The organism is Myxococcus hansupus, assembly GCF_000280925.3.
In the GTDB taxonomy this organism is placed as follows: Bacteria; Myxococcota; Myxococcia; order Myxococcales; family Myxococcaceae; genus Myxococcus; species Myxococcus hansupus.
Genome location: NZ_CP012109.1, coordinates 57,238 through 78,384, shown reverse-complemented (window position 1 = coordinate 78,384; position 21,147 = coordinate 57,238). Strand labels below are relative to the sequence as shown.

The window sequence follows — 21,147 nt, the reverse complement described above, 5'->3', positions numbered from 1 at the left end:
GCGTGACCTGATGGATTTCCGAACGGCTCACACCGCCACCGCGAAGTCGCGCAGCGCGGCATTCAGGCTCGTCTTCTGGTCCGTGGACTTCGTCCGCTGACCGATGATGAGCGCGCACGGCACCATGTACTTGCCGGCGGGGAACTGCTTCTCACGCATGCCCGGAATCACCACGCTGCGCGCGGGGACGCGGCCCTTGTAGACGCGCTCCTCGGGGCCCGTGACGTCGATGATTTGCGTGGAGGCGGTAAGCACCACGTTGGCGCCCAGCACGGCCTCCTCCTCCACCACCACGCCCTCCACGACGATGGAGCGGCTGCCCAGGAACGCGCCGTCCTCGATGATGACGGGGGACGCGGAGGGCGGCTCCAGCACGCCGCCGAGCCCCACGCCGCCCGACAGGTGGACGTGCTTGCCCACCTGGGCGCAGCTCCCCACCGTGGCCCACGTGTCCACCATGGTGCCCGCGCCCACGCGCGCGCCGATGTTGACGTAGCCCGGCATCACCACCGCGCCCTTCTCCACGAAGGCGCCGTAACGCACCGTGCCCGGGGGCACCACGCGCACGCCGGCGGCCTCCAGGCCCTTCTTCAGCGGCACCTTGTCGTAGAACTCGAAGGGCCCCACCTCCATCACCTGCATCTCCGACACCGCGAAGAACAGGAGGATGGCCTCCTTCACCCAGGCGTTGACCTTCCACCCCTCCGCGCCCTTCTCCGCCACGCGAAGCTCGCCCGAGTCCAGCCGCGCCAGCGTCTCGCGCACGGCGGCCACGTGGGCCGCGTCCTTCAACAACGTCCGGTCCGCGAACGCGGCGGACACCCTCTGTGAAAGCTCTTCGATGGGGGCCATGGCGCCTCCTTGAAGCACAAAACCGCGCGCCGCGCCGCACCTGGTTGAGGGCTCAATGGGGCGCGGTTTCCGTCTCGACGGGCGGGGCGTCCACCCTCGCCTCCGAGTCCGCGTGCTCCGTCCCGTCCAGCACCGCCAGCGGGAGCGTCTGGGTGGGAATCTCCGCGTGTGCGCTCTTGTCGGCCGCCACCACGTGGCCCGGCATCTCGCCTTCCAGCAGCACCGTGTCGCGTGAAACATGACGGACGCGTGACAGCGGGTACGCCGTCCAATGCCGGCTGAAGGGCCAGCGCCGCGCGTAGAGGTGCTCCTGGCCGATGAGGGCCACGTAGCCCAGCATCGCCCCGCTCTCGTCTCGCACCCGCAGTCCGCTGGTGAGGGAGCGCCGCTCGTAGGGCGACGCGATTTCCGGCCACGCCATGGGGACACCTCCTGTGTCCTCAAGCTGTGCCCCCAGGGCCCTGTCGGGGAGCCACCCGCCCGGGCCGAGGCCCCCGCCTGCTCGCCCGCCAGCCTCGGATTTCCAGGCAGTTACCTTGTTTTCCTGGATTTTTCAGAGGCCGATTCGTCATCTGGTGGACAATCGTGAGACGCTGACGGTCACCCCCATCCCCCATGGAGGGCTCATGAGCGCACTCCCCCCGCGCCCGTGGCGCCACGCCCTCGCGGCACTCGCGATGTTCACCGCCGGCTGCTACGGCCAGGCGTCGCTCGACCTGCAGGGCGGCCCGCCGGATGACGGCAATCCGGACCCGCCGCCCATCCAGCAGGACGGCTCACTGCGATGCGACCTGGGGAGCGTTCCCGCGGACATCACGCTGCAGACGGTGGCGGCGGACTTCGCGCGGGTGGTTCACCCGGCCATGGTGCGGGAGTCCTCCGGCTGCATCTCCTGCCACGGCACCACCCAAGGCCGCCTCTTCACGGTGAGCAGCAACGGGCTGGAGTCCTTCTACGCCCTGCGCGCGGCGGGCTTCCTGACGCCGGAGTCGGGCTCGCTGCTGTCGCGGCTCGTCACCACGGACGAGTCGGCGCGCATGCCTCGGGGCGCGGCGCCCTGGAGCGAGCGGGAGATCGCCAACGTCGCCAGCCTCACCTGCCAGCTCGCGGCGGTGGAGGCGCGCCAGCCGCTGTCCCGGCCCGACGAGGAGTTCCCCCAGGCGCTGCTCGAACCCTACGGCGGTCCGGCCATCGCCACGTATGACAATCCCTTCCTGGGCTACCTCCAGCTCAAGGGCAAGGTGAAGGCCGTCTTCAACGACGACTGGGTGCGCGGCGGGGTGGACCGTTTCTCACAGAGCGTGGGGCTCTTCGGCGGCGTGGACTACCAGAACCACTTCGTCGAGGCGCGCGTGGCCACGGCGGACTTCTTCCTGGGCCTGGATGACTTGAGCCGCGACGTGTGCCTCACCGCGGCCACGGCGAGGACGGGCCCCTTCGCCGGGCTGGACCTGGCGCAGCCCATGGTGGATGTCCCCGCCCCCGTCACGGTGCAGTACGAGATGGAGCAGGCCGCGCTCTCCAGCGGCACCGTGCCCCCCGGCACGCCGATTCTCGCGAGCACCGGCGGGAGGACGAGCACCGGCTGGAACCTCTGGACCAACGGCACCCTCACCACGGCGAACCCGTACACCTTCCCGGCCAGCAGCACCTTCCGCTTCACGGTGAAGGCGCGCGGCGACCTGTGCGGCCCCGCGCTGCCGAACATGCAGCTCCGCGTGGACGGCGTGATGGTGCGGGAATGGGGCGTGTCCAACGGCACGGCCTACGCGGACTTCACGCACACGCAGGCCCTCACCGAGGGCGACCACATCATCTCCGTGGCCTTCACCAACGACTACAACGAGTCGGGCGTCTGCGACCGCAACCTGCACGTGGACGCGCTGGTGGTGCACGGTCCCACGGAGGCCGCCACCGGCACGCAGCGCGCGGACGCGGCGAAGGCCAAGGTGGACTCGCTCTACCGCCGGATGCTGTACCGCCCCGCCACGGAGACCGAGCGCGCCAACGGATACGCATTGGTGAAGGACCTGCACGGCATCGAGGCGGACCTGCCCAAGGCCTGGAGCGGCCTGTGCGAGGGCCTGATGCGTTCGCCGGACTTCCTCTTCACGCTGCCGCCTTCCTATGAGGCGCACTCCGGTACGGAGCGGGAACGGCTGCTGCTGGTGAAGCTGGCGCAGGACCTGTTGGGCCGTCCTCCCTCCGCCGAGGACTTCACCGCGCTGGAGCGCGGACAGAAGTCCTGGGAGGACATGGTCGACGGGTACCTCGCGTCGCAGGACTTCCACACGTACTACTTCGAGCGGATGCGGGTGCGGACGGAGAGCGAGGGCACCGCGGACACGGACGAGCCCGCGCGGCTGTGGACGCACCTGATGCGCGAGGGCAAGCCGCTGAGCGAGCTGCTCACGGCGGAGTACGCGGTGGACGCGGCCTTCCAGGCGGTACCGCGCGCGACCGAGCACGGGAAGACGGGCGTGCTGACGATGAAGGGCTTCATCAAGAACAAGCCTGGCCTGCCGCACTACAACTACGCGGCGCGCGTGATGACGGACTTCATGGGGACGCTGTACGAAATCCCCTCCGAGGTCTTCGACATGCGCGGCGCGGCCACGGCGGCCTCCACGGTGGACCCCACCAGCCTGTGCTTCTCCTGCCACCAGACGCTCACGCCGCTGGCGCACCAGCGCCTGCGCTGGGACGACGAGGGCAACTACCGCACGGAGAATGTCGAAGGGCAGCCCATGGACGACAGCGACCGGGGGCTGGTGGCGACGTATGCCTTCAAGGGTCAGGGCATGGAGGCCTTCGCCACGCAGGCGGTGAAGAAGGAGATGTTCGTCCGCCGCACGCTCAACGCCCAGTTCGCCCTGCTCTTTGGCCGCGAGATGCGCCACGCGCTGGACGAGCGCGGCGTCTACAAGCGCCTGTGGGACGTGAGTGAAGAGAGCAACGGCAACCTCAAGGCCGTGCTGAAGGCCGTCGCCACCTCGCCCGAGTACCTGCGCCGCTGACCGGAGAGCTTGCCGCCATGAAACGCCGCCAATTCCTCGCAGGCGCCGCAGCGGGCGCAGCCATCAGCACCCTGGACTGGCTCCGCTTCTTCCGCGCCTTCGGTGTTCCGGGCACGAAGAAGGAGTTGGGGCTGGCCCAGGCCGCCGCCGCCGAGGCGGACACCCCGCACTTCCTCATCTACTGGTTCCAGGAGGGCGGCTGGGACGGGTACAGCATGTTCAACCCGGCCCACACGGTGAACGACGGCCCGCGCGTCATTCCCGCCGGAGAGCTGCGCCCCGTCCCGTCGTGGAGCCAGCACTTCTACCGGCCGAAGAGCTACGGCACCTCGCCGTTGGACCCGCCGAGGACGCAGGGGAACATCCAGTACGGCTACCTGGCGCAGGACGGCCTGGACCTGTTCCCGGACCTGGCGGTGGTCTCCAGCCACAACGGCAACACGTTCCACTCGGGCGGCCGGTGGGAGTACCACTACGGCCGCTACAGCGCGTCCCTGGCCGGCCGACGCAACGAGGACGAGCGCACGGTGCTCCAGGCCTTCTGTGAGGCCTATGGGCAGGGCTACCTGCTGCCGCACGTCTCGTGGCACCGGTGGCTCTCCGACGGTGAGCTGTCGATTCCGTCGTATCCGGACGGCACGGGCTACTACGAGCGCCTGGGTCCGGTGCACGCGCACACCATCTACGGCAAGACGCCCATGGCGATGCGCGAGCGGCTGTCCTCGCTGGGCAGCGTGTCGCAGGGTCAGCGAGACGCGCGCATCCGCCAGTTCACGGACAACCTCCAGGCGAACTTCCTGGACTCGAAGAACAGCGAGTCGGTGCGCGCCTTCTCCTCCGCGTTGCAGATTCACCGCGCGCTGACGGCGGGTGGGAGCATCAACCTGGACCCGCGCACGCTCTTCACCAACGCGCAGCTCCGGGAGGAGTTCGGTGTCACGCTGGAGGATGAGACGACGAACTCGGCGTCCATCAACGGCAACCCGGCGCGGTCCAAGGAGACGCCGAACACCAACGTCCAGGCGTTGATGACGTACGAGCTGATGACGAAGGGCCTGTCCATCGGCTTCTTCATCGAGAACCGCAGCCTGCGCCTGTTCGACTCGCACCGGGACCGGCGATTCATCATGAACAACCAGGGGCAGACGGACCAGCGCAACGACATGCGCCGCAACCTCTGGAACCCGCTGAAGGCGCTGGTGGCGCGGCTGAAGTCCACGCCGTACGGGACGACGGGGAAGAGCTATTACGACTTCACCACCATCGTGCTCGCCTCGGAGATGGGGCGGACCATCTCCGGTGACGTGGAGTCGATTCTGGCCAACTCCGGTCTGACGGACGCGCAGAAGTACACCGAAATCATGGGCCAGGACTGCTGCCAGCACTGGCGCGTGAGCAGCGCGGCCTTCCTGGGCGGAACGGTGCGAGGGAACCGGCAGTACGGCCGCGTGGGCAGCACGTCGCTGGAGGGCATTCCGCTGATGCCGGATGGCACGCTGGACCCGGCGTACAACCCGGACACGGGTCTGCTGGTGCCGGGCCGGACGAAGAGCCCGACCAGCGCGATCACGGATGCGGGCCACGTGTACTCGACGGCACTGCACCTGTCCGGCTTGGACCCAGCCGCACTGAGGGCCGCGGGCAAGGGCAAGAATGACCGGCCCGCGCTGACGTACATCAAGCGATAGGCGGAGAAGCCGCTGCGAGCCAGGCTTTGGGAGTACCAAAGCCCCCTCAGAGTATCGGCGCTAGCGAAGTGGCTGCGGGACAACAGACGACGCCTACAGCCGCTTTAAACAGACATCCATTTCTCCATGCAAAGAATGGGAGCATATAAGCCCAGGAGGGCACGTCCTCAACCCATCCGCACTACACGGAATCCCACAGCTCATGTAACGCTTGAAGCGCGCCCACCAAGGGTACCCAGGCCAACTTTTATCGCCGCCACTTCGCGAGTAACAAGTCGCACCTCTTTCGCAATCCATGTCCCACCGACATTCTCCGGTGGGGCCAAAGAAAAGCTCGAGCGCGGCTCCAATCAGGACGCCCACCACGACGTAAAAAATGCGAATACGCCACGTCTGGCGTTCCTTGGATTTACTCATCGTCCGGCCTTGCTCAAACAGAAGGCTTCACCATGTCCATGTTGTCTTCAAGGACCATCTGGAAACGCTTCAGGTCCTCGGGACGCTGCATGCCCACTCGGAGGTTGAAGTGGGGGGAGGCAGGAGGACGGTACAGCCGTGCCGCAGCGCCTTCCCGCTCAAAGAGCATGCTGTGCCGAGGGAAGGAGCGTTGAACGAAGCCCATTTTCTCAAGAAGGCGTGCGAGGTCCTCGGCGCTGGGATTCGAAGGCCTCTCCCTGCCCACATAGCTGGCTTGATGATGGAAGACGGGCATGTGGACGTGTTCCATGGCCCAGAGAAAGAGTAGCTCCCGGAGGCTTATGGCCTCCCGGTGTAGCTTCGTCCTCCATGCGTCCGCACCAAATGGCATGCGCACGACCTGGCAGTCTCCTTCCTCTGAAGGAGACTCCAAGTCGAGCCAGTAGTGATGAGGCGCCAGCGGATCAGGGTCGCCGAAGATGAAAAGAAACCGATTGGAAGGCAGCTCGCCCTTGGGGGCGACCCGATAGAGTTCGGCCACATCAAGGATGGGGTCGAAGGATCGCACCTGGGATAGAAGCAGCCCCCCACGCGTCCCAAAGGTCTCAGCGAATTGACGGTAGACGGATGGAAGTGGACGGCCGAAGACCTCCTCCAGCTCGTCCACGAGAAAATCCGGGTAGCCTTCAATTTGACTGCGGTAGCCGGGCGCGTAGCGCTCGAGGAGTGCAAGCAGTTCGTCCATGGCTCAGGCGCACTCCTTGCTGTTATCGCACAGCATTTCAGGGGTCAGAGCCTGGCACTCCTTACAGGAGGGAACGGACTCTCCATGACCGAATGCCTGCTTGACGACGCGTGGCCCCTCGTCATCCGTGTCTTGCCGACCGTACTCCACGCTCACGGTCTCGGGACTCATCATGGGGGAGAAGTAACGCTCCGACATGGCGCGGATTTTGTGTCCTGCGGCGCCGCCCTTTTGGAGGAGCTTGGGCGCAGCACACTCCCACTTTTCACGCCCGCTCTCTGCGAGTTTCCGCGCTTGGCTCGCGCTTTTCTGGAAGCTCTCGACCAACTCGAACGGCGTGGCGGCGACGGCTGCCTTGAAGCCGGAGGCGGCATCACCTGAGCATGCGGCGAGCATGTTGGGCTGCTGGGGGCATTTGCAGATGCATGCTCCCGTCATGTAACCATTGATAAACGTCTTGGTGGAGTCGTCCAATCGCAGGACGGGGTTCATGCCCTCAAGCTGCGCATTGGTTTTGACCATTTCCTGCTCGATTGCCCGGACATCCAAGAGATCCTCCGCCCGCTGCTTCTTGATCTTTTCTTCCGCCTCCTTGATGTCAGCCTGGAGGGGGCCAAGTTCGGCCGTGATGGCACTCTTGTTCGCGACGTCCTTTGACCTGAGCTGAGTGAGCAGTTCGCCCGCCCTGTTCTTCTTGGGCGCCAGCGGGATCGCCGCCTCCTTTGCCTTCTCGACGGACCTACGCTCCACCGTGCTCCTCTTCTCCCGGAGCAAAAGGTACCTATCGAGATGGGGGCGCTGCGCCTTGAATCGCTTCATCAACTCCACGAACACCATCTCCACGTGCCCCGCGACTTCTGGCGTTTCAAGGACCCGGTGCGTATCCACCGACTTATTGCAGACCGTGCACTGCGTGTCGTCACCGTAAGCCAGTCCCGTGCTACCCATGGCGATGAACGACGTGTTGAAGGTGTTTCCGTTGTGCAGCGTCGGATCAAGGAAACGTACCACCCCCTTGCCTTCGACCTTCACGTCCGTGCTGCCGCTGCCCCAGGTCATCTTCCCCTTGAACTTGGAGGAGATGAGGCCGCCGGCCGTCCCGGGTTCGTCCCCGGAGCTGGTGCTCAACTCGGAGCTCGTCAGCGCCACCGGATTGCCTGCGATAGTCGTCTTCTTGCTCCCCTTCGCGAGCATCGAATCCTGGGCGGAATTGATGAATGGCGTAGGGACGGGGCCAGCAGGGGTCGGCACCTTGCATACGTCTGGTGCGGCCGAGACATGCGTGTTGCCGGCGCCCTTGTGCAGAATCGAGCGGCCATTGGCGAAGACCTTGGTCATGCTTCCTCCTCAGACTTCCGGACTCATTTCCACGACGCAGGCGCCAACCCGCCCGGCGTCGGAACACCCATAGACCAGCGTCCTTCGCCGCCCGCCTTCACGCCACCTCGCCCGGTGTAGCGCAACGCCCATCATGGCAGGGCCTGCGCCTGCTCCGGCATCTCCCAGTCCTTCGCCCGCCACATTCACTCGGAGGGGCTCGGGCATCAGTGCGGCATTGCGCAGGTACGCCCGAGTGAATTCGGTACCCCAGAAGGACTCTCCCGGTTGGCAGGCCAATACGCCGTCCACCCTGCGTGCACCCGCTACCGGGTCCCGCCGGAGGACCTGGAGTGCCTCGGTCAGCCCCTCCGCCAGGCTGGGCTCCCGCCGTGTGAAGGGCCGGGGTTCCACCGCGAGCGCCGTACCTAGCAAAACGCCCAGGGGCTCCAGCCCCAGCGTCTTTGAGGCTCCCGGACGGGCCAGGGCGACGAACCCCGCCGCCTCTCCGGGGATTCTTCCGTCAGGATTCTGGCGCCCCAGGTGCAGTCGCGCCTCCGCAAGTTCTTCCAAGGATGCCTTATCACCGAGGGAGTCCACCGCCCCCACGAGCGCCAGCGCCCCGGCGCGCCCGGTACGCAGGTCCGTTTGGGCCGAACTCAGGGCTTCGAAGAAGGCGGCCCGCCCCGTCGCATACACCTTCACGAACTTCAGCCGCTCCTGGGTTTCGGCCAGCATCGCTGCCATGAGCGCCTCCTGCTCGACCATGGCGCCCCTGCCGGGCTCCGGCAGCCCAAGGTACAGAGGCACTGCCTCCCGCGGTTGCACTGTCAAAACGCGCCGCACGCCCACGAGTGCCTGTCGTGCGAGGGCCACCATGCGTTCCGTCCGCGAGAGGGCCGGGTCAAGGAGTCCCAGCCTCGACGCCCTCACGGGATTCCCTAGCGCGTCCAGCACCTCTGTCTCCGCGAAGCGCACGAGCCCTGCGCGCAGCGACGCGAGCGTCATGTGGCGCGAAGCGCCAATCGGAGTGCACAATCCGATGTCCACCACCTGAGCACCGCTCACGGCACATCCTCCCAGTGCTCCAGGAGCCGTACCGTGGTCACCTCATGGGTGGCGAGTTCCCGATGTGCTGGAAACGTAGCCCGCCAGGTGAGTACGAGCCGGTTCTCCTCGGGCTCCAGCAGCACGGTATCGAGCATCATGAGCCGTTTCTCGCGCCGCCGGGCGAAGGCGCAGCGGGCAAGAAGCCTGAAGCTGGGGAGTACAAAGGCAATAGGGCCATCGGGAGATACGCCATCTAGAACCACCGGCTCTCCGCCTCGGAGGTGGGGAGTGGCCTGGAGCCCTTGCGGCGCGGTTTGGAAGAAGCGTTCATCGAAGTCCGGCGGCCAGAGCGGCGCTCGTTTCTCAACCCAGGCTGCGTCATATGTCCCCGCCCACCTGCTGCGGGGCAGCCAATGGCGTGCCACAGGGCCAAAGCCACAAGGCGATGGCCTGTCCGTCCAACTCCGTATCAACGACTGAGGCTCCTCGATGGATGGCAGAGGCTTGTCGAGTGCTTCCTTCGCGTTCTCGTAAAGGCCCCTCCCCACGGGGTTGCGGGCCTCGTACTTGGATGGGGCGTTGCCACCGAAGCTGTACTCGTACTGGAGCGGTACGGACTCAAAGGGCAGCGGGTCCGAAGCACTCAACCCGACAAGGCCGCGGTACCACACACGCGTGCCGAAGACGATTGCCTGCTTCTCCATCGTGCCAGCCCGAACTGTCACCTGGGAGCGCGTCACCTTTCGGCTGCCAGGGGCCCAGGCCCGGCCATGAAGCAGGATGTCGGTGGCGGACCGCGCATACGCGGACGGGACATCGTAGCGGAGGCTCGACTTCTCCGGCGCTCCCCAGTACGCGTCGGTTCGCGGCGGCGCGAATTGATCGTCACACAACTCAAGCGGTGCCCCCAAGGACCGTCGTTGCCGGGGCAGGACGAAGCTGCCTGCAACGACGATGACGAGGCACTCCCCGCCCTCCTTCGTCAGGGAGAGGAAGTCGACGGCCGCGAAGGAGGTGAGGTTGTCGATGACAGGCATGGTGCAGCGGTCCTTGCGGTCTTCATCGCGTGGTACGCACGAAAGAACTCCCACTCAATGAAACGCTGACGCTTCGGACTCTTGAGAGGCTCGCTCGCTGGCGGGGAGCAAAGGCGCGCGTCTGGACGACGTGCTGGCCTCGGGTGCGAATGGCCAACTCTCGCGCCAGGATGTGCCGACGCCGCATGGAACTGATCTCCAGCGCATCTACCAGGACGGAGCCATTGAAAGGCTGGCCCAGCAAGTAGCGTTTCCCCTTTTCGAAGCGATCTCGAGCGCCTTCCCACCATTGGGTGATGGTGGCCACTCGCGGCCAGGGCAAGTCGTCCTCGGGGGATGGCACCAGATTCGCATCCAGGTCCTCCTGTAGCTCGGGAGGCAGGGGCGCTCCTTCAGGGCGCTCGCCAGGAGGCAGCACGTAGGGATTGCCCAGCCACAGACCTGTCATCGCAGAGAACGCTTCTCCGGCCAACTGCGCTACGGCGGGCTCCGCGAGGTATTTCACACAGGCTTCCATGGCTTCCAGCCGCCCACTAAAGCCCAATGCCCAGAGGACCATCGGGCGCAATGGGGCTGTTTCCAGCAAGTCCACCAAAAGGGAGACATCGTTGTCGTCGCCTCCCATGGCGAGTAGCACCAGCAGCTCGGGGCTGAGTACGGAGCGAGACCGCACCACCTTGCGGCAAGCATCCCAGGCCAGGCCCGCGCCAGAAATCAGCCCCGCCTCGATGGCGATTGCGCGAATATCGGGGGACGAGGCGTCCAACAGGGGAGGCAACAACCTTCGTACCGCCTCCTCTGGTTGCGGCAGTGCCCCGCGCAGGGCCGCGGCTCGTACTCGCGGCTCCTCATGGGCGAGAAATCGCGCCAGCACCTCCGGGGACGCATCATTGCGAAAGGCCAGCGTCTCCAGCGCATCGACCTGAAGGTCGAGGTCCTCCAACTGGGCCTGCTCCGGTTCGGTGGACAGGTTGACTATGCTGCCAGCCTCTTGGTTTCGGCCATCCGCTCGTACTCCGCAGGGCAGACGTAGCCCAGGGCTGAGTGGCGCCGCTTCCGGTTGTAGAACACCTCAATGTACTCGAACAGCGACTGCTTCGCCGCCTCACGCGTCTTGAAGCGGGTGACGTAGACGAGCTCCAACTTCAGGGTGGAGAAGAAGCTTTCCGCCACGGCGTTGTCCCAGCAGTTACCCTTGCGCGACATGCTGCATCCGATGCCGTGCTCCTCCAGCAGCCGGCGGTAGTCCTCGCTTGCGTATTGGCTGCCCCTATCCGAGTGGTGAAGTTGCGGGGCGGGACGGCTGAGCAACGCCATGTCGAGTGCGCGCAGCACCAGGCCGCGGTCGATTCTCTCGCCCATCGCCCAGCCCACCACCTTGCGGCTGAAGAGGTCCAGCAGCACCGCCAGGTACAGCCAGCCCTCGTCGGTCCAGACATAGGTGATGTCACCCACCCACGTACGGTGGAGCTGACCGGGTTGGAAGTTCCTCTCCAGGGTGTTCGGCGCCACGGGGTGGTGGTGGGCCGAGTCGGTGGTCCGTACGAAGCGACGCCGTGCACGGCCACGCAGGCCCGCCTGGCGCATCAGGCGAGCCACTCGCTTCCGCGCCACCCGCTGGCCTCTCGCTTTGAGTTCCGCATGCACCCGCGGAGCGCCGTACGTGCCCCGGCTCTCCTGGTGGACGGCTGCCACTTCGAGATGAAGCGCCCGGTCGCGTTGCTTCCGCTCGCACTCGGGCCGCGCCGCCCAGGCGTAGTAGCCACTGCGTGAGACGCCCAGGTGACGACAGAGGACAGCGACGGGAAAGAGGGCCTTCTTCGCGTGGATGAAGGAGAACTTCACTTCATCTCCTTCGCGAAGAAGGCCGCCGCGTTTTTTAGTATCTCCCGCTCCATCCGCAGCTCCCGGTTCTCCTTGCGCAGCCGAGAGAGTTCCTCGCGCTCCACCGTCGTCAGCGCTCCAGGCCTGCCCCCGCCCCGGTCCGTCTTCGTCTGCTCGACCCACAGCCGCAGCGCTGACTCCGTCAGGTCCAAGTCTCGGGCGGCCTGGGGAATCGTTTTCCCCTCCTCCAGCACCAGCCTCACCGCCCCGGCCTTGAACTCCGCCGTGAACTCCCGGCGTGGCCTACGGGGCTTCCTCTGCTTCTCGTCAGTCGCGGACATCCCGTGCTCCTTCCATCACATCTCGGGTGTCCACGGAACCGGGCTACTCCCAAACTTCAGCAGTTCGGTCAAGCGTGCACTCAGCGCTGGCGTCTCGCTCAATTCCAGCGCCCGGCGGATACCGACGCGGGCTTCAGGTTTGGCGCTCTTGAATTGGAGCAGCACTTCGTCCAGCTTTCCCACTTCCAGCAGCGCATATGTCGCTGCAAAAATGAGCGGAGGCTCTTCCGTCTCGAAGGCAGGCCACAGTACCGCCTCGACTGCGCTCTCCTCCTCTATCCCCTCCAGATGGGCGCGCAGGCGCTCCTCCACCACTGCACACTCATGCAGGGTGAAGTCCGGCGCCCGCAAGGCGCGCTCCCACTGCTCCCATTGGAAGGCCGCTTCACTCAGGTGCTCTTCCAAGATGTCTAGCAGCACCATGGCAATCCTCGCGGCTGGGACAAACGTGATGATGGCAGCATCGTCAACCAGCCCACCGCCCCCGTGTCAGGGAGACGGGCTTGAGTACGAAGGCCCCGCGATGTTCATCGCGAGGCCCGAGTAACTCAGAAAGGCTCTGCGGGCTGGAAGAGACTGTCGCTCATCTGCCTGGAGCCCACGGAGACGCTCATTGCCCTATCATCTCATCGTTGGGCAAGTCGCGGGCTCGAGGTAGAAGCCTTCCCATGAGCCAGCGTCGGCGGGATTGCAGACGCCTCCGTTGCCGCCACTACCGCTCTGGATGGGAGCGCTAAGGGTGGTCTCCTTCCAGTGGCGCGCGGTGCCCGTCGACGATTCGAAGCCATGACGAGCGCGGCCACCGTGGACACCGCAGTCATGGCGGGTAAACGACTCCGCCGTGGCAAGCGACGCGTTCACGGCGAGCTGGTCCGCGACCACCGCCACGTACGCGCCGCTCGCGCCCTTCAGCTTGTACTTCGTGCCAATCGTGACGAGTTCGAAGATGTCGCCGCCGGCTTGCGTCGTGCTGAGGGCGGCCACCTTGCCTGCGCCGTCGACGGTGAGCCACTGGTCGGAGCGCTCGCTCTGGATGCGGACGCAGCCAGCGCTGCCAGTCTCGATTTGGCACGTTTCATCGCAGCCATCACCCGATTGGGTGTTGCCATCGTCGCATTGCTCGCCGCTCTCGACCATGCCATTGCCGCACACAGGGTCGGTGTTGCCACCCGGGCAGGCCACCTGTTCGAGGTAGAAGGCTTCCCAGGCGCCGCCATCGACCGGGTTGCAGGCGCCGCCATTGCCGCCGTCACCACTCTGGATCGGCTCGTCCGGCGTGACTTCCTTCCAGTGGGGCGCACTCCCGGCGGAAGCCTGGAAGCCGACACGCGTGCGCCCGCCATAGCCGCAGGCGAGCCGCGTGAACGACTCCGCGCTGGTGAAGTTGGCGCTCATCGTGAGTTCGTTCTCCACCACCGTCAGGAACACGTCGCCAGTGCCCTTGAGCTTGTACTGTCCACCGGCCGGAACGAGCTGGAAGATCTGCCCTCCGGCTTGCGTCGCGCTGCCGGCGACGACCTTGCCCGCGCCGTTGACGACGAGCCACTTGTCGGTGCGCTCGCTCTGAATCTGGTAGCAGCTCCCGCCCGAGGTCTCGACGAACGTGGCCGTGTAGGTGGCCGCGCTGCCGGGCGTGGTGAAGGTATGTGATTGGGCGCCGCCATCCGACCACGACGCGAATGACCAGAACCTTCCGTTCGCATACTGGGGCGACTCGACCCCTATCGAGCGGATGACCCCGACCACTCCGGTCGTGGCATGGGGCGATAGGAACGGCTGCCCGTCCATCAGCACCTGCAGCCCGGTCGGCACGCTGGTCACCGTGAGCGGGACCGTAACGGGGTGGACGTCGCGATACGTCGTGTGGGTGAGGCCAATCGAGTCGCGCACCGTGAGCCGCACGCGATACCAGACGTTGCCCGAGCTCTCACCGACGTTGGGGATGGGCCAGCCGCCGCTCGCAATACCGGTGGTATCCGCCATGGCCGGATGCGTGTGGGTATCGTGATGGAAGATGATGTTCCAGGTCATCGCGCTCGGAGGCAGCGTGCCATCCTCCTCGTCGGTGGCCGTGCCGGAGAACAGCAACTGGGTGGCCGCGGTGTAGGTCGCGCCCGGGGCCGGCGTCACGATGGTCGCCACGGGCGGCTTGTTGGACGTCACCGTCAGCACCGCATCGGCGCTGGTGGTCGAGGCAATCCCGTTGGTCACGATCACTCGGAAGCGCGCGCCGCTGTCGGTCAACTGCGCGGCGCTCAGCACGTAGCTGGATGAGGTCGCGCCGGAGATGTTCACGCCGTTCCGCTGCCACTGATAGGTGAGCGGCGGCTCGCCGCTCGCCGACACCGTGAAGGTCGCGGGATGGCTGACGGACACCAACAGGCTCGCTGGTTGCTGGGCGATGGTCGGCGGCAGCGAAGCGGTGTAGGCGATGCGGCCCACCTGACCCGCGCCGCGAGCCAGATAATAAAGCGCCCCGTCGGGCCCCACATCGAGGTCCACGGGGCCCTCGGCGGCCGTCGCGAACAGCGCACGCGTGCCCGTGTTCGGGTCGATGCGCGAAATCCAATCGTTGGTGTAGTCCGCGAAGAAGTACTGGCCGACGTACGCGTTGGGAAACGCGGGGACCGGTGGATTGTAGAAGGCACCGCCCGCGATGCAGTTGCCAGCGGCAGTGCCGGAGCCGTGCGGGTACGCGTAGAACGGCTGCGTAAGCTCCGGACGATTCGAGAAGTAGCCCTCCGTCATCGGCCAGCCGTAGTTGGCACCGGCCTGGCCACGGTTGATCTCCTCCCAGCCGCCTTCACCCACGTCGTTGATGAAGATGACCCCAGTGCCGGGCTGGACGTCGAAGGTGAAGGGGTTGCGCAGTCCCAACGCCCAGGTCGCCTTGGCGAGCCCGGTGGCGGTCGCATAGAATGGGTTGTCCGTGGGAATGCTGCCGTCCGGATTGAAGCGCAGCAACTTCCCGAGCGGCGTGTTCAGACTCTGTGAATTAGAGGAGACCGCGTTCTCACCGACCGAAACGTAGAGCTTGCCGTCGAGCCCGAAGTGAACCGCACCGCCGTTGTGGTTGGCGGCGGCGAGCGTCGGGAAATCCGCAAGCACCAGTTCGCTTCCGGGAACCGCCACGTTGCCGTTGGCGGTGAAGCGGCTGAGTCGATTGTGAATGCTGCCGTCAATCGACGTGTAGTAGACATACAGATAGTGATTGTGTTCGAAATTGGGGTCGAACGCGACGCCCATCAACCCACGCTCGTTGTCATTGTCCACGGCGAGCGTCACGAACGGAGTCGCCAGAAGCTGGCCGTTCTGGACGATGCGGAGCGAGCCATTCTTCTCCGAGATGAACAGGCGCCCGTCGGGTGCGAAGGTCATGGCCGTCGGGCCCTGGAGGCCACTGACGAAGACGGAGTCGGAGAAGTTGGGGTCCACCACGACGGCACCTGCGCGCGAGACCCCGAGCTCCGGGGCGGGCTCCGTCGAGCACCCCACTGCGAGTGAGAAGACCGCGCACACGACGAAGAACGTGAGGGGAGACCTCACCCGCTCACGAATTTTCAACTGTGATTGCATTACCATGGCTCCCAGCCGGACAGGCTCACGCGGCCCGTGGGCTGCGTGAGTGCTTGTGGTTTCGTCCAGCTTTACCGCGATAGCCCGTGGGTTTGAATGAACTTGAGAATGGGCAGCCAATTGCGGTGCAGTCGTAGCTTTCTCAAATCGCCGCTCGGAAACCAGCCACATCAGCACACTCATGGCATTGGCGATCTGGGTGCGCTATCCATGGCGGCAGCATTCTCATTGGCGCTTGGCGCCGCCGCGGTTACCGAGCGCGGAGAGGAGCCCGCCTCGTTGGCGCTCCCAGTACAGACAGTGAACCTGTCGCAGGCGCTGAGCGCGAAGCGGACGAACAGCACGCCCTCGGGACCGGAAATGGTCGTCACATCGAGCGGCTCTCGACCAAACCACCGCAATGGATTGCCCCTACTGCGCATGAGGCGTCCAATGCAAACCGGAACTGTGGTTCTGAAAAAATACTTCACCAACGTGCTGTGGGTTTTCAGCGCCCACAGGGAGCACTGCTAGGAATGAGCATGAGCGAGATGCGCTCCCAGGCATCCCGCCCCATCTGGAGGCATGTGCCATGAAGAAATGCTTGCTGTTCATCGGCTTGTCGATGACCGCCTGTTCCCCTACTCCCACCGACACCGAGCCCCCTTCATCTGTTGCGCCAACTGTCAGCAAGGAGCGGCGGGATGCGCTGAAGACTGTCTTTGGCAAAGCCTTTGCGTCAGCCCTTGCCGACAGCCCCTCGCTGCGAAAGCTCATCAAGGACGAAGCACTGACGAAGTTCGATAACGACTACGACGTGCTCTATCACCTCATCAAGGAGCGCCCCCTCGCGGACGGGCAGACCGTTCGCGAGCTACTGCAGGGATATTTCGAGAGCGCGGAGCATCTCTCGGACGTAGAGACGGAGCTCCCGCTGCTGACGATCTTCGTCCCTGAGTTGCCCAACAACTCCTTCTCGGCGGACGCCTGGGACACCGACACGCAGATTCCCGTGGTCGGCATCACCTCCTACAAGACCAACGATGTCACCCTCGTCGACGCCAAGGGTGAGCAGCACGTCATCCCGGCGGACCTCGTCCCCGGCTTCCCAGTCGTCGTCATCAAGGAGAACGAGCGAGTCATCCCCGTCACCAAGAACACGCCTGACGCCATCGCGAAGGGGCGGATTTTGCAGGCCAGCGGCAATCTGGGCTTTGCCTTCCTGGCGGACTGCTTCGACGGCTCGCGCGCGCTCACCGCGTCCGCGTCCAGCCTCAACCCGACCCCGGACCCCAAGCTGCGGGATGCTTGGTCAATCTACTACGACACCGACGGCTGGCAGCGGGACTACATCTATTACAACATCTCTCCGAGCCAAACCCGGGGCCCGTTCTCCTATGCATACCAGGAGCACATCCGGAGCTTCAGGATGGTTGGGGATCCGGCGACCGCCTTCTCCAAGATTGCTGACCAGACCGGCGCCCCTGAGGTGGCGGGCATCAGCCAGGGCACCAACTCGGGGTGGATGGGCGGCGCCTTTGAATTCAAGGTGAGGGTCCTTCTCAACGCGAAGAATGGGCTCGGGCAGGAGTACGTGACCTACTTCAGCGCGCTTCCGGGCGAGCTCTTCTCCCTGACCTACGAGCGCTACCCCGGAATCCCAGGTAACTTTGGCTTTTACAAGCCCCGCCTCACGGGCTTGGTGACCAAGAGTCTGTCGCTGCCGCTCTTCGCATGGGACCTCGACGACTATGCGTCCACGATCAAGATTGAAGTCGAGGAGGTGGACGTCACCGAAACCATTCTCCAGAGCGAGTCGCGGACGGTGAAGTTCGCCACCAACTTCGGCATCGATACGACGTTCGAGAGCAAGGTGAAGATGGGTCTCAAGTTCGGCTCGAGCCTGGAGGAGACGCGCACCGAGTCGACCCAGCGGACCTACACGTTGGGCAATGACCTCCTTGGCTCGGTCATCGTGAACTTCGCCGACAGTGTGCTGACCGACGCGACCTTCATGCCCGATGGCAACGGAGGGTATGTCGCGGCCTGGATGAGCCGGGAGTATTCTACGGGCTGGTACAGCCTCAGGGTGGAGCCTACGCGCGTGCAGTAGCCGCGCGTGCACCGCTTCCCTGTGGAGGCAGAGAACCCGGCGTCAGTGCTGAATCGCCAGGATGCGCCATCCCCGGGTGTCCACCGCGTAGGTGGCGCCAGCGTCGTTGATGGTGCCTTCCTGCGCACAGGCGCTGGGGCTGAGCGTGAAGCGAACGAACAGCACACCCTCGGGCCCGGGAATGGTCGTCACATCGAAGGACTCCCGCTGATACATGCAGACTTCGTCGGCCGTGGCGTCTCGGTGGGGCTTGATGTCACGCGGCCGGAAGTCGTCCATGGCGAGTTCAATCGCAGCGGCGATGTGGCCTGGAACTCGCAGCAGGCCCTGCTTCTCCTCTTCGGACAATGCGAAGGGAAAGGTGATCTTCGCGGCCTCCTCCGGTGGAGCCCTTACTGGCCGGAAAGGGCTCTGGAACAGCGAACATCCCGAAAAAAACACACCACCAACCAACCACACCCAGCATTTCATGGCTCGACCTTGGTCACGATGCCGAAGGGCTTATCTTCAGGGAGGATGTGCCCGATCAACCGCCACCGTCGCTCTTCTCTCGCGAAAACCTCGCCAGGACGATCTTCTCCCACATAAGGAATGAGCTTCATGACGCGACACGCGGTATCGAACTGAATTCGCAGTAGCCAGCGCTGGCTATGACTCCACAAGTCTCGGTCAGACATCGGCGACGGCTGCCAGGGGTGGCTGTGATAGTCCGCGATGATGGAAGTACGCCCACGGTCATCAACCACAAAGAGCGGTGAATAGCACTGCTTGCGCGTCTCTGGGTACATCAGGATGGTTTTGCCGAGCGGCGAGCCGTAACTCGCATAGTAGAGGCCGTTGACGCTGTAGATGGCCCCACAGTACTCCTGTCCATAGGCCCCAGCGCTCGCCCGAGGCAGTTTCATGATGGCCGGGCACAACTGGTCAATCACCTCATCCACATCGCGTGATGGGCGTATTTCCTCCCACGGCCCGCGGACCCAAACGTCCCCTGCGCGACGGCCATAAAACGTGCCGTCCCCTTTCCGCGTGTACCAGTCACCACTGCTACACGCGGCCATTGTCGCGAGAAGCATCGCAGCCCAACGCTTCATTGAACTCCCCCGCAGGTCGGCGTGGTCCCAGTCGGCCGCGTTCGGCCTCTCTCCACTCCGACAAGACAGAAGTTGAAGCGTATCCTTGAGTTCAGCCATGCGGCAGAGCACATGACGCTTACCGCATGGCCGTAGTCTCTATGCGCTCATACGCAGGCAACAACCTACACGCTACCGCCCCAGCACCTTCGCCACCGCGTCCACCACTTCGTAGTCCGTGGGGAATGCGAGCGAGGCCTTCCGGATGACCACCTTGCCATTCACGGCCACCTCGTAACTTCCCGAAGGGCCCGGCAGCAGCTCCGCCTCGACATCCAACTCATCCTTCAATGCGACCGCCGCACGGGCGGCCCGAGGCTTGTAGCCTCACGCGGTACAGTAGGTAATCGTCACCTTCGGGTCGGCCATGGCCAGTCTCCTCACGTGAGCGGGACGCGCGGCATGCGAGCCCCATGCACCTGACTTAGTGCGTGCCCCCACCACATGCCACCCTGCCTGCTCACGAGGCTCCTCTTACCCAGGGTTCTCCGCAGTCCCCGTAACGGACGAAGGGGCCATTCCTCGCACGGACCGGCACGGCTACGTTCCGCTGCGCCATGACGGACTTCCGAGCGCGAATCGCCGCCGCCTACGACGCTGACGCCTTCCGCCGGGAGTCCCACCGGCTGATGGACATGCTCGCGGACTACCTCGCGAACGCCTCACGCGCCGAAGGCCCCGTGCTCCCATGGGCCGCCCCCGCCGTGAATGTGGACCGCTTCGCCGCCGCCTTCCCGGAAAGCCCCACCGGCGACTTCACGGACCTCATCGCCCGCGTCCTCTCCGGCTCCAATCACCTGCACCACCCGCGCTACGTGGGCCACCAGGTGACGGCGCCCGTCCCACTGGCCGCGCTCTGTGACGCCGTGTCCTCCCTGCTCAACAACGGCATGGCCGTGTACGAGATGGGCCCCGTCTCCACCGCCATGGAGCGCAACGTCCTGCGCTGGATGGCCGCGCGGCTCGGCCTGCCGGAAACCACCGACGGCGTGCTCACCTCCGGCGGTTCCCTCGGCAACCTCACCGCCCTGCTCGCCGCGCGGCAGGCCAAGGCCGGCTACGACGCCTGGAACGGCGGCGCCCACGCAGGCCCACCGCTCACCGTGCTGGCGCCCAAGACGACGCACTACAGCCTCGCCCGCGCCACCCGCATCATGGGCTGGGGCGAAGGCGGCGTGACGCCCGTCGACGTGGACGACCGCTTCCGCCTGCGCCCCGAGTCACTCGAAGCCGCGCTCGAAGCCGCCACCCGCGCCGGCCGCAAGGTCATCGCCGTGGTGGCCAGCGCCGGCTCCACCGCCACCGGCGCGTTCGACCCGCTGGAGCCCATCGCCGACTTCTGCGAACGCCACGGCCTCTGGCTCCACGTCGACGGCGCACACGGAGCCTCCGCCGTGCTCAGCCCCGCCCACCGGCACCTCGTGCGCGGCATCGACCGGGCGGACTCCGTCACCTGGGACGCCCACAAGGGCCTGCTCATGCCCGCACTGGTGACGGCCGTCCTCTTCCGCGACGGCGCACGCTCCTTCGAGTCCTTCTCCCAGGAGGCCAGCTACATCTTCCACGGCGACACCGAGCGCCCCTGGAGCGACATCGGCCTGCGCACCATGGAGTGCACCAAGGAGATGATGGCCCTCAAGGTGTACGCCTGCCTCGCCGTGCTGGGCACGCGGCTCTTCTCGGACGCGGTGACGGAGTCCTACGAGCTGACGCGCCGCTTCGCCCAGCGGCTCGCCGTCGCCACCGACTTCGACGTCGCCGTGCAGCCCGAGTGCAACATCCTCTGCTTCCGCCACACGCCCGCCCAGGTGCCCCCGGAGGACTGGGACGCCCTCCAGACGCGGCTGCGGGAGCGGCTGGTGACGCGCGGAGATTTCTACCTGGTGCAGACGAGGCTGCCCCAAGGCGTGTATCTCCGCATCACCGTCATCAACCCCCTCACCACCGATGCGGACCTCGAGGCGCTCGTGGACGCGCTCCGAGCCGCGGCGCTCCGCTGAACGCAGCGCCTCACCTCGCGCGCACCTTGTGTGCCAGAAGGTCGCCCCGTGACGCAAA

The 21,147-nt window shown here is 65.5% G+C and carries 17 protein-coding genes; 4 read left to right on the top strand and 13 right to left on the bottom strand.

The features are described from left to right. Positions 1 to 27: 27 nt before the first annotated feature. Together A176_RS00330 and A176_RS00325 are read right to left on the bottom strand one after the other, a co-directional pair. On the bottom strand, positions 28 to 852 hold the full coding sequence (locus A176_RS00330) for a 2,3,4,5-tetrahydropyridine-2,6-dicarboxylate N-succinyltransferase (protein ID WP_002637515.1): 825 nt from the start codon (positions 850 to 852) through the stop codon (positions 28 to 30). A gap of 52 nt (positions 853 to 904) precedes the next feature. Then, positions 905 to 1,273, bottom strand: coding sequence for a hypothetical protein (locus A176_RS00325; RefSeq protein ID WP_002637516.1), 369 nt, complete (start codon positions 1,271 to 1,273; stop codon positions 905 to 907). A 205-nt stretch (positions 1,274 to 1,478) separates the two neighbouring features. Here A176_RS00325 and A176_RS00320 point away from each other — a divergent pair, with 205 nt between their 5' ends. Both A176_RS00320 and A176_RS00315 read left to right on the top strand, forming a co-directional pair. Beyond that, positions 1,479 to 3,869 (top strand): carbohydrate-binding domain-containing protein, encoded by a 2,391-nt coding sequence (locus tag A176_RS00320; RefSeq protein ID WP_049872213.1) that lies wholly within the window; start codon positions 1,479 to 1,481, stop codon positions 3,867 to 3,869. 17 nt (positions 3,870 to 3,886) lie between these two features. Continuing rightward, complete coding sequence (locus tag A176_RS00315; RefSeq protein ID WP_002637518.1) at positions 3,887 to 5,557, top strand: DUF1501 domain-containing protein; 1,671 nt, start codon at positions 3,887 to 3,889, stop codon at positions 5,555 to 5,557. A 430-nt stretch (positions 5,558 to 5,987) separates the two neighbouring features. Here A176_RS00315 and A176_RS39525 read toward each other — a convergent pair whose 3' ends face one another. From A176_RS39525 to A176_RS00270, 8 genes are all read right to left on the bottom strand, one after another. Beyond that, a complete protein-coding gene (locus tag A176_RS39525; protein WP_021781460.1) occupies positions 5,988 to 6,719 on the bottom strand; it encodes a hypothetical protein in 732 nt (243 codons plus the stop codon). Positions 6,720 to 6,722: 3 nt separating this feature from the next. Further along, positions 6,723 to 8,057 (bottom strand): DUF4150 domain-containing protein, encoded by a 1,335-nt coding sequence (locus tag A176_RS00305; RefSeq protein WP_002637520.1) that lies wholly within the window; start codon positions 8,055 to 8,057, stop codon positions 6,723 to 6,725. A 9-nt stretch (positions 8,058 to 8,066) separates the two neighbouring features. Then, positions 8,067 to 9,044: a 3-oxoacyl-ACP synthase gene (locus A176_RS00300; protein WP_226994127.1), complete on the bottom strand. Its 978-nt coding sequence runs from the start codon at positions 9,042 to 9,044 to the stop codon at positions 8,067 to 8,069. Between the two features lie 56 nt (positions 9,045 to 9,100). Further along, the gene (locus A176_RS00295; protein ID WP_021781461.1) at positions 9,101 to 10,123 is read right to left on the bottom strand and encodes a DUF2169 family type VI secretion system accessory protein; all 1,023 of its coding nucleotides are present in this window, start codon (positions 10,121 to 10,123) and stop codon (positions 9,101 to 9,103) included. A 22-nt stretch (positions 10,124 to 10,145) separates the two neighbouring features. Next, positions 10,146 to 11,066, bottom strand: coding sequence for a TIGR02270 family protein (locus A176_RS00290; RefSeq protein WP_021781462.1), 921 nt, complete (start codon positions 11,064 to 11,066; stop codon positions 10,146 to 10,148). A 32-nt stretch (positions 11,067 to 11,098) separates the two neighbouring features. Beyond that, a protein-coding gene (locus A176_RS00285) for an IS3 family transposase (RefSeq protein ID WP_226993910.1) occupies positions 11,099 to 12,288 on the bottom strand; the annotation gives its coding sequence in 2 pieces (ribosomal slippage) (positions 11,099 to 12,006 and positions 12,006 to 12,288; 1,191 coding nt in all). Between the two features lie 15 nt (positions 12,289 to 12,303). After that, positions 12,304 to 12,711, bottom strand: a complete 408-nt coding sequence (locus A176_RS00275; protein WP_002638074.1) for a hypothetical protein — start codon at positions 12,709 to 12,711, stop codon at positions 12,304 to 12,306. Between the two features lie 198 nt (positions 12,712 to 12,909). Further along, on the bottom strand, positions 12,910 to 15,864 hold the full coding sequence (locus A176_RS00270) for a PQQ-dependent sugar dehydrogenase (RefSeq protein ID WP_021781171.1): 2,955 nt from the start codon (positions 15,862 to 15,864) through the stop codon (positions 12,910 to 12,912). Positions 15,865 to 16,435: 571 nt separating this feature from the next. Between A176_RS00270 and A176_RS00265 the strand changes: the two genes are divergently transcribed. Further along, on the top strand, positions 16,436 to 17,956 hold the full coding sequence (locus A176_RS00265; protein WP_002638072.1) for a hypothetical protein: 1,521 nt from the start codon (positions 16,436 to 16,438) through the stop codon (positions 17,954 to 17,956). Positions 17,957 to 17,998: 42 nt separating this feature from the next. Here A176_RS00265 and A176_RS00260 read toward each other — a convergent pair whose 3' ends face one another. The 3 genes from A176_RS00260 to A176_RS39255 all read right to left on the bottom strand — a co-directional run bounded on the left by A176_RS00260 (position 17,999) and on the right by A176_RS39255 (position 19,458). Further along, positions 17,999 to 18,304, bottom strand: coding sequence for a hypothetical protein (locus A176_RS00260; protein ID WP_002638071.1), 306 nt, complete (start codon positions 18,302 to 18,304; stop codon positions 17,999 to 18,001). 119 nt (positions 18,305 to 18,423) lie between these two features. Further along, entirely contained in the window at positions 18,424 to 19,149 is a 726-nt protein-coding gene (locus tag A176_RS00255; protein ID WP_226994126.1) for a hypothetical protein, read from the bottom strand. Between the two features lie 72 nt (positions 19,150 to 19,221). Continuing rightward, complete coding sequence (locus tag A176_RS39255) at positions 19,222 to 19,458, bottom strand: SelT/SelW/SelH family protein (RefSeq protein WP_226994125.1); 237 nt, start codon at positions 19,456 to 19,458, stop codon at positions 19,222 to 19,224. Positions 19,459 to 19,646: 188 nt separating this feature from the next. Between A176_RS39255 and A176_RS00250 the strand changes: the two genes are divergently transcribed. Beyond that, positions 19,647 to 21,089 (top strand): pyridoxal phosphate-dependent decarboxylase family protein, encoded by a 1,443-nt coding sequence (locus A176_RS00250; protein ID WP_002638069.1) that lies wholly within the window; start codon positions 19,647 to 19,649, stop codon positions 21,087 to 21,089. Positions 21,090 to 21,147 lie beyond the last annotated feature (58 nt).

Excerpts from the sequence above, each read along its gene's own strand:
- A176_RS00305 (WP_002637520.1), bottom strand. The coding sequence starts at position 8,057 with ATGACCAAGGTCTTCGCCAATGGCCGCTCGATTCTGCACAAGGGCGCC.
- A176_RS00255 (WP_226994126.1), bottom strand. The coding sequence starts at position 19,149 with ATGGCTGAACTCAAGGATACGCTTCAACTTCTGTCTTGTCGGAGTGGA.
- A176_RS00275 (WP_002638074.1), bottom strand. The coding sequence starts at position 12,711 with ATGGTGCTGCTAGACATCTTGGAAGAGCACCTGAGTGAAGCGGCCTTC.
- A176_RS39525 (WP_021781460.1), bottom strand. The coding sequence starts at position 6,719 with ATGGACGAACTGCTTGCACTCCTCGAGCGCTACGCGCCCGGCTACCGC.
- A176_RS00315 (WP_002637518.1), top strand. The coding sequence starts at position 3,887 with ATGAAACGCCGCCAATTCCTCGCAGGCGCCGCAGCGGGCGCAGCCATC.
- A176_RS00265 (WP_002638072.1), top strand. The coding sequence starts at position 16,436 with ATGAAGAAATGCTTGCTGTTCATCGGCTTGTCGATGACCGCCTGTTCC.
- A176_RS00270 (WP_021781171.1), bottom strand. The coding sequence starts at position 15,864 with ATGCAATCACAGTTGAAAATTCGTGAGCGGGTGAGGTCTCCCCTCACG.
- A176_RS00295 (WP_021781461.1), bottom strand. The coding sequence starts at position 10,123 with ATGCCTGTCATCGACAACCTCACCTCCTTCGCGGCCGTCGACTTCCTC.
- A176_RS00300 (WP_226994127.1), bottom strand. The coding sequence starts at position 9,044 with ATGACGCTCGCGTCGCTGCGCGCAGGGCTCGTGCGCTTCGCGGAGACA.
- A176_RS00320 (WP_049872213.1), top strand. The coding sequence starts at position 1,479 with ATGAGCGCACTCCCCCCGCGCCCGTGGCGCCACGCCCTCGCGGCACTC.
- A176_RS00325 (WP_002637516.1), bottom strand. The coding sequence starts at position 1,273 with ATGGCGTGGCCGGAAATCGCGTCGCCCTACGAGCGGCGCTCCCTCACC.
- A176_RS00250 (WP_002638069.1), top strand. The coding sequence starts at position 19,647 with ATGACGGACTTCCGAGCGCGAATCGCCGCCGCCTACGACGCTGACGCC.
- A176_RS00330 (WP_002637515.1), bottom strand. The coding sequence starts at position 852 with ATGGCCCCCATCGAAGAGCTTTCACAGAGGGTGTCCGCCGCGTTCGCG.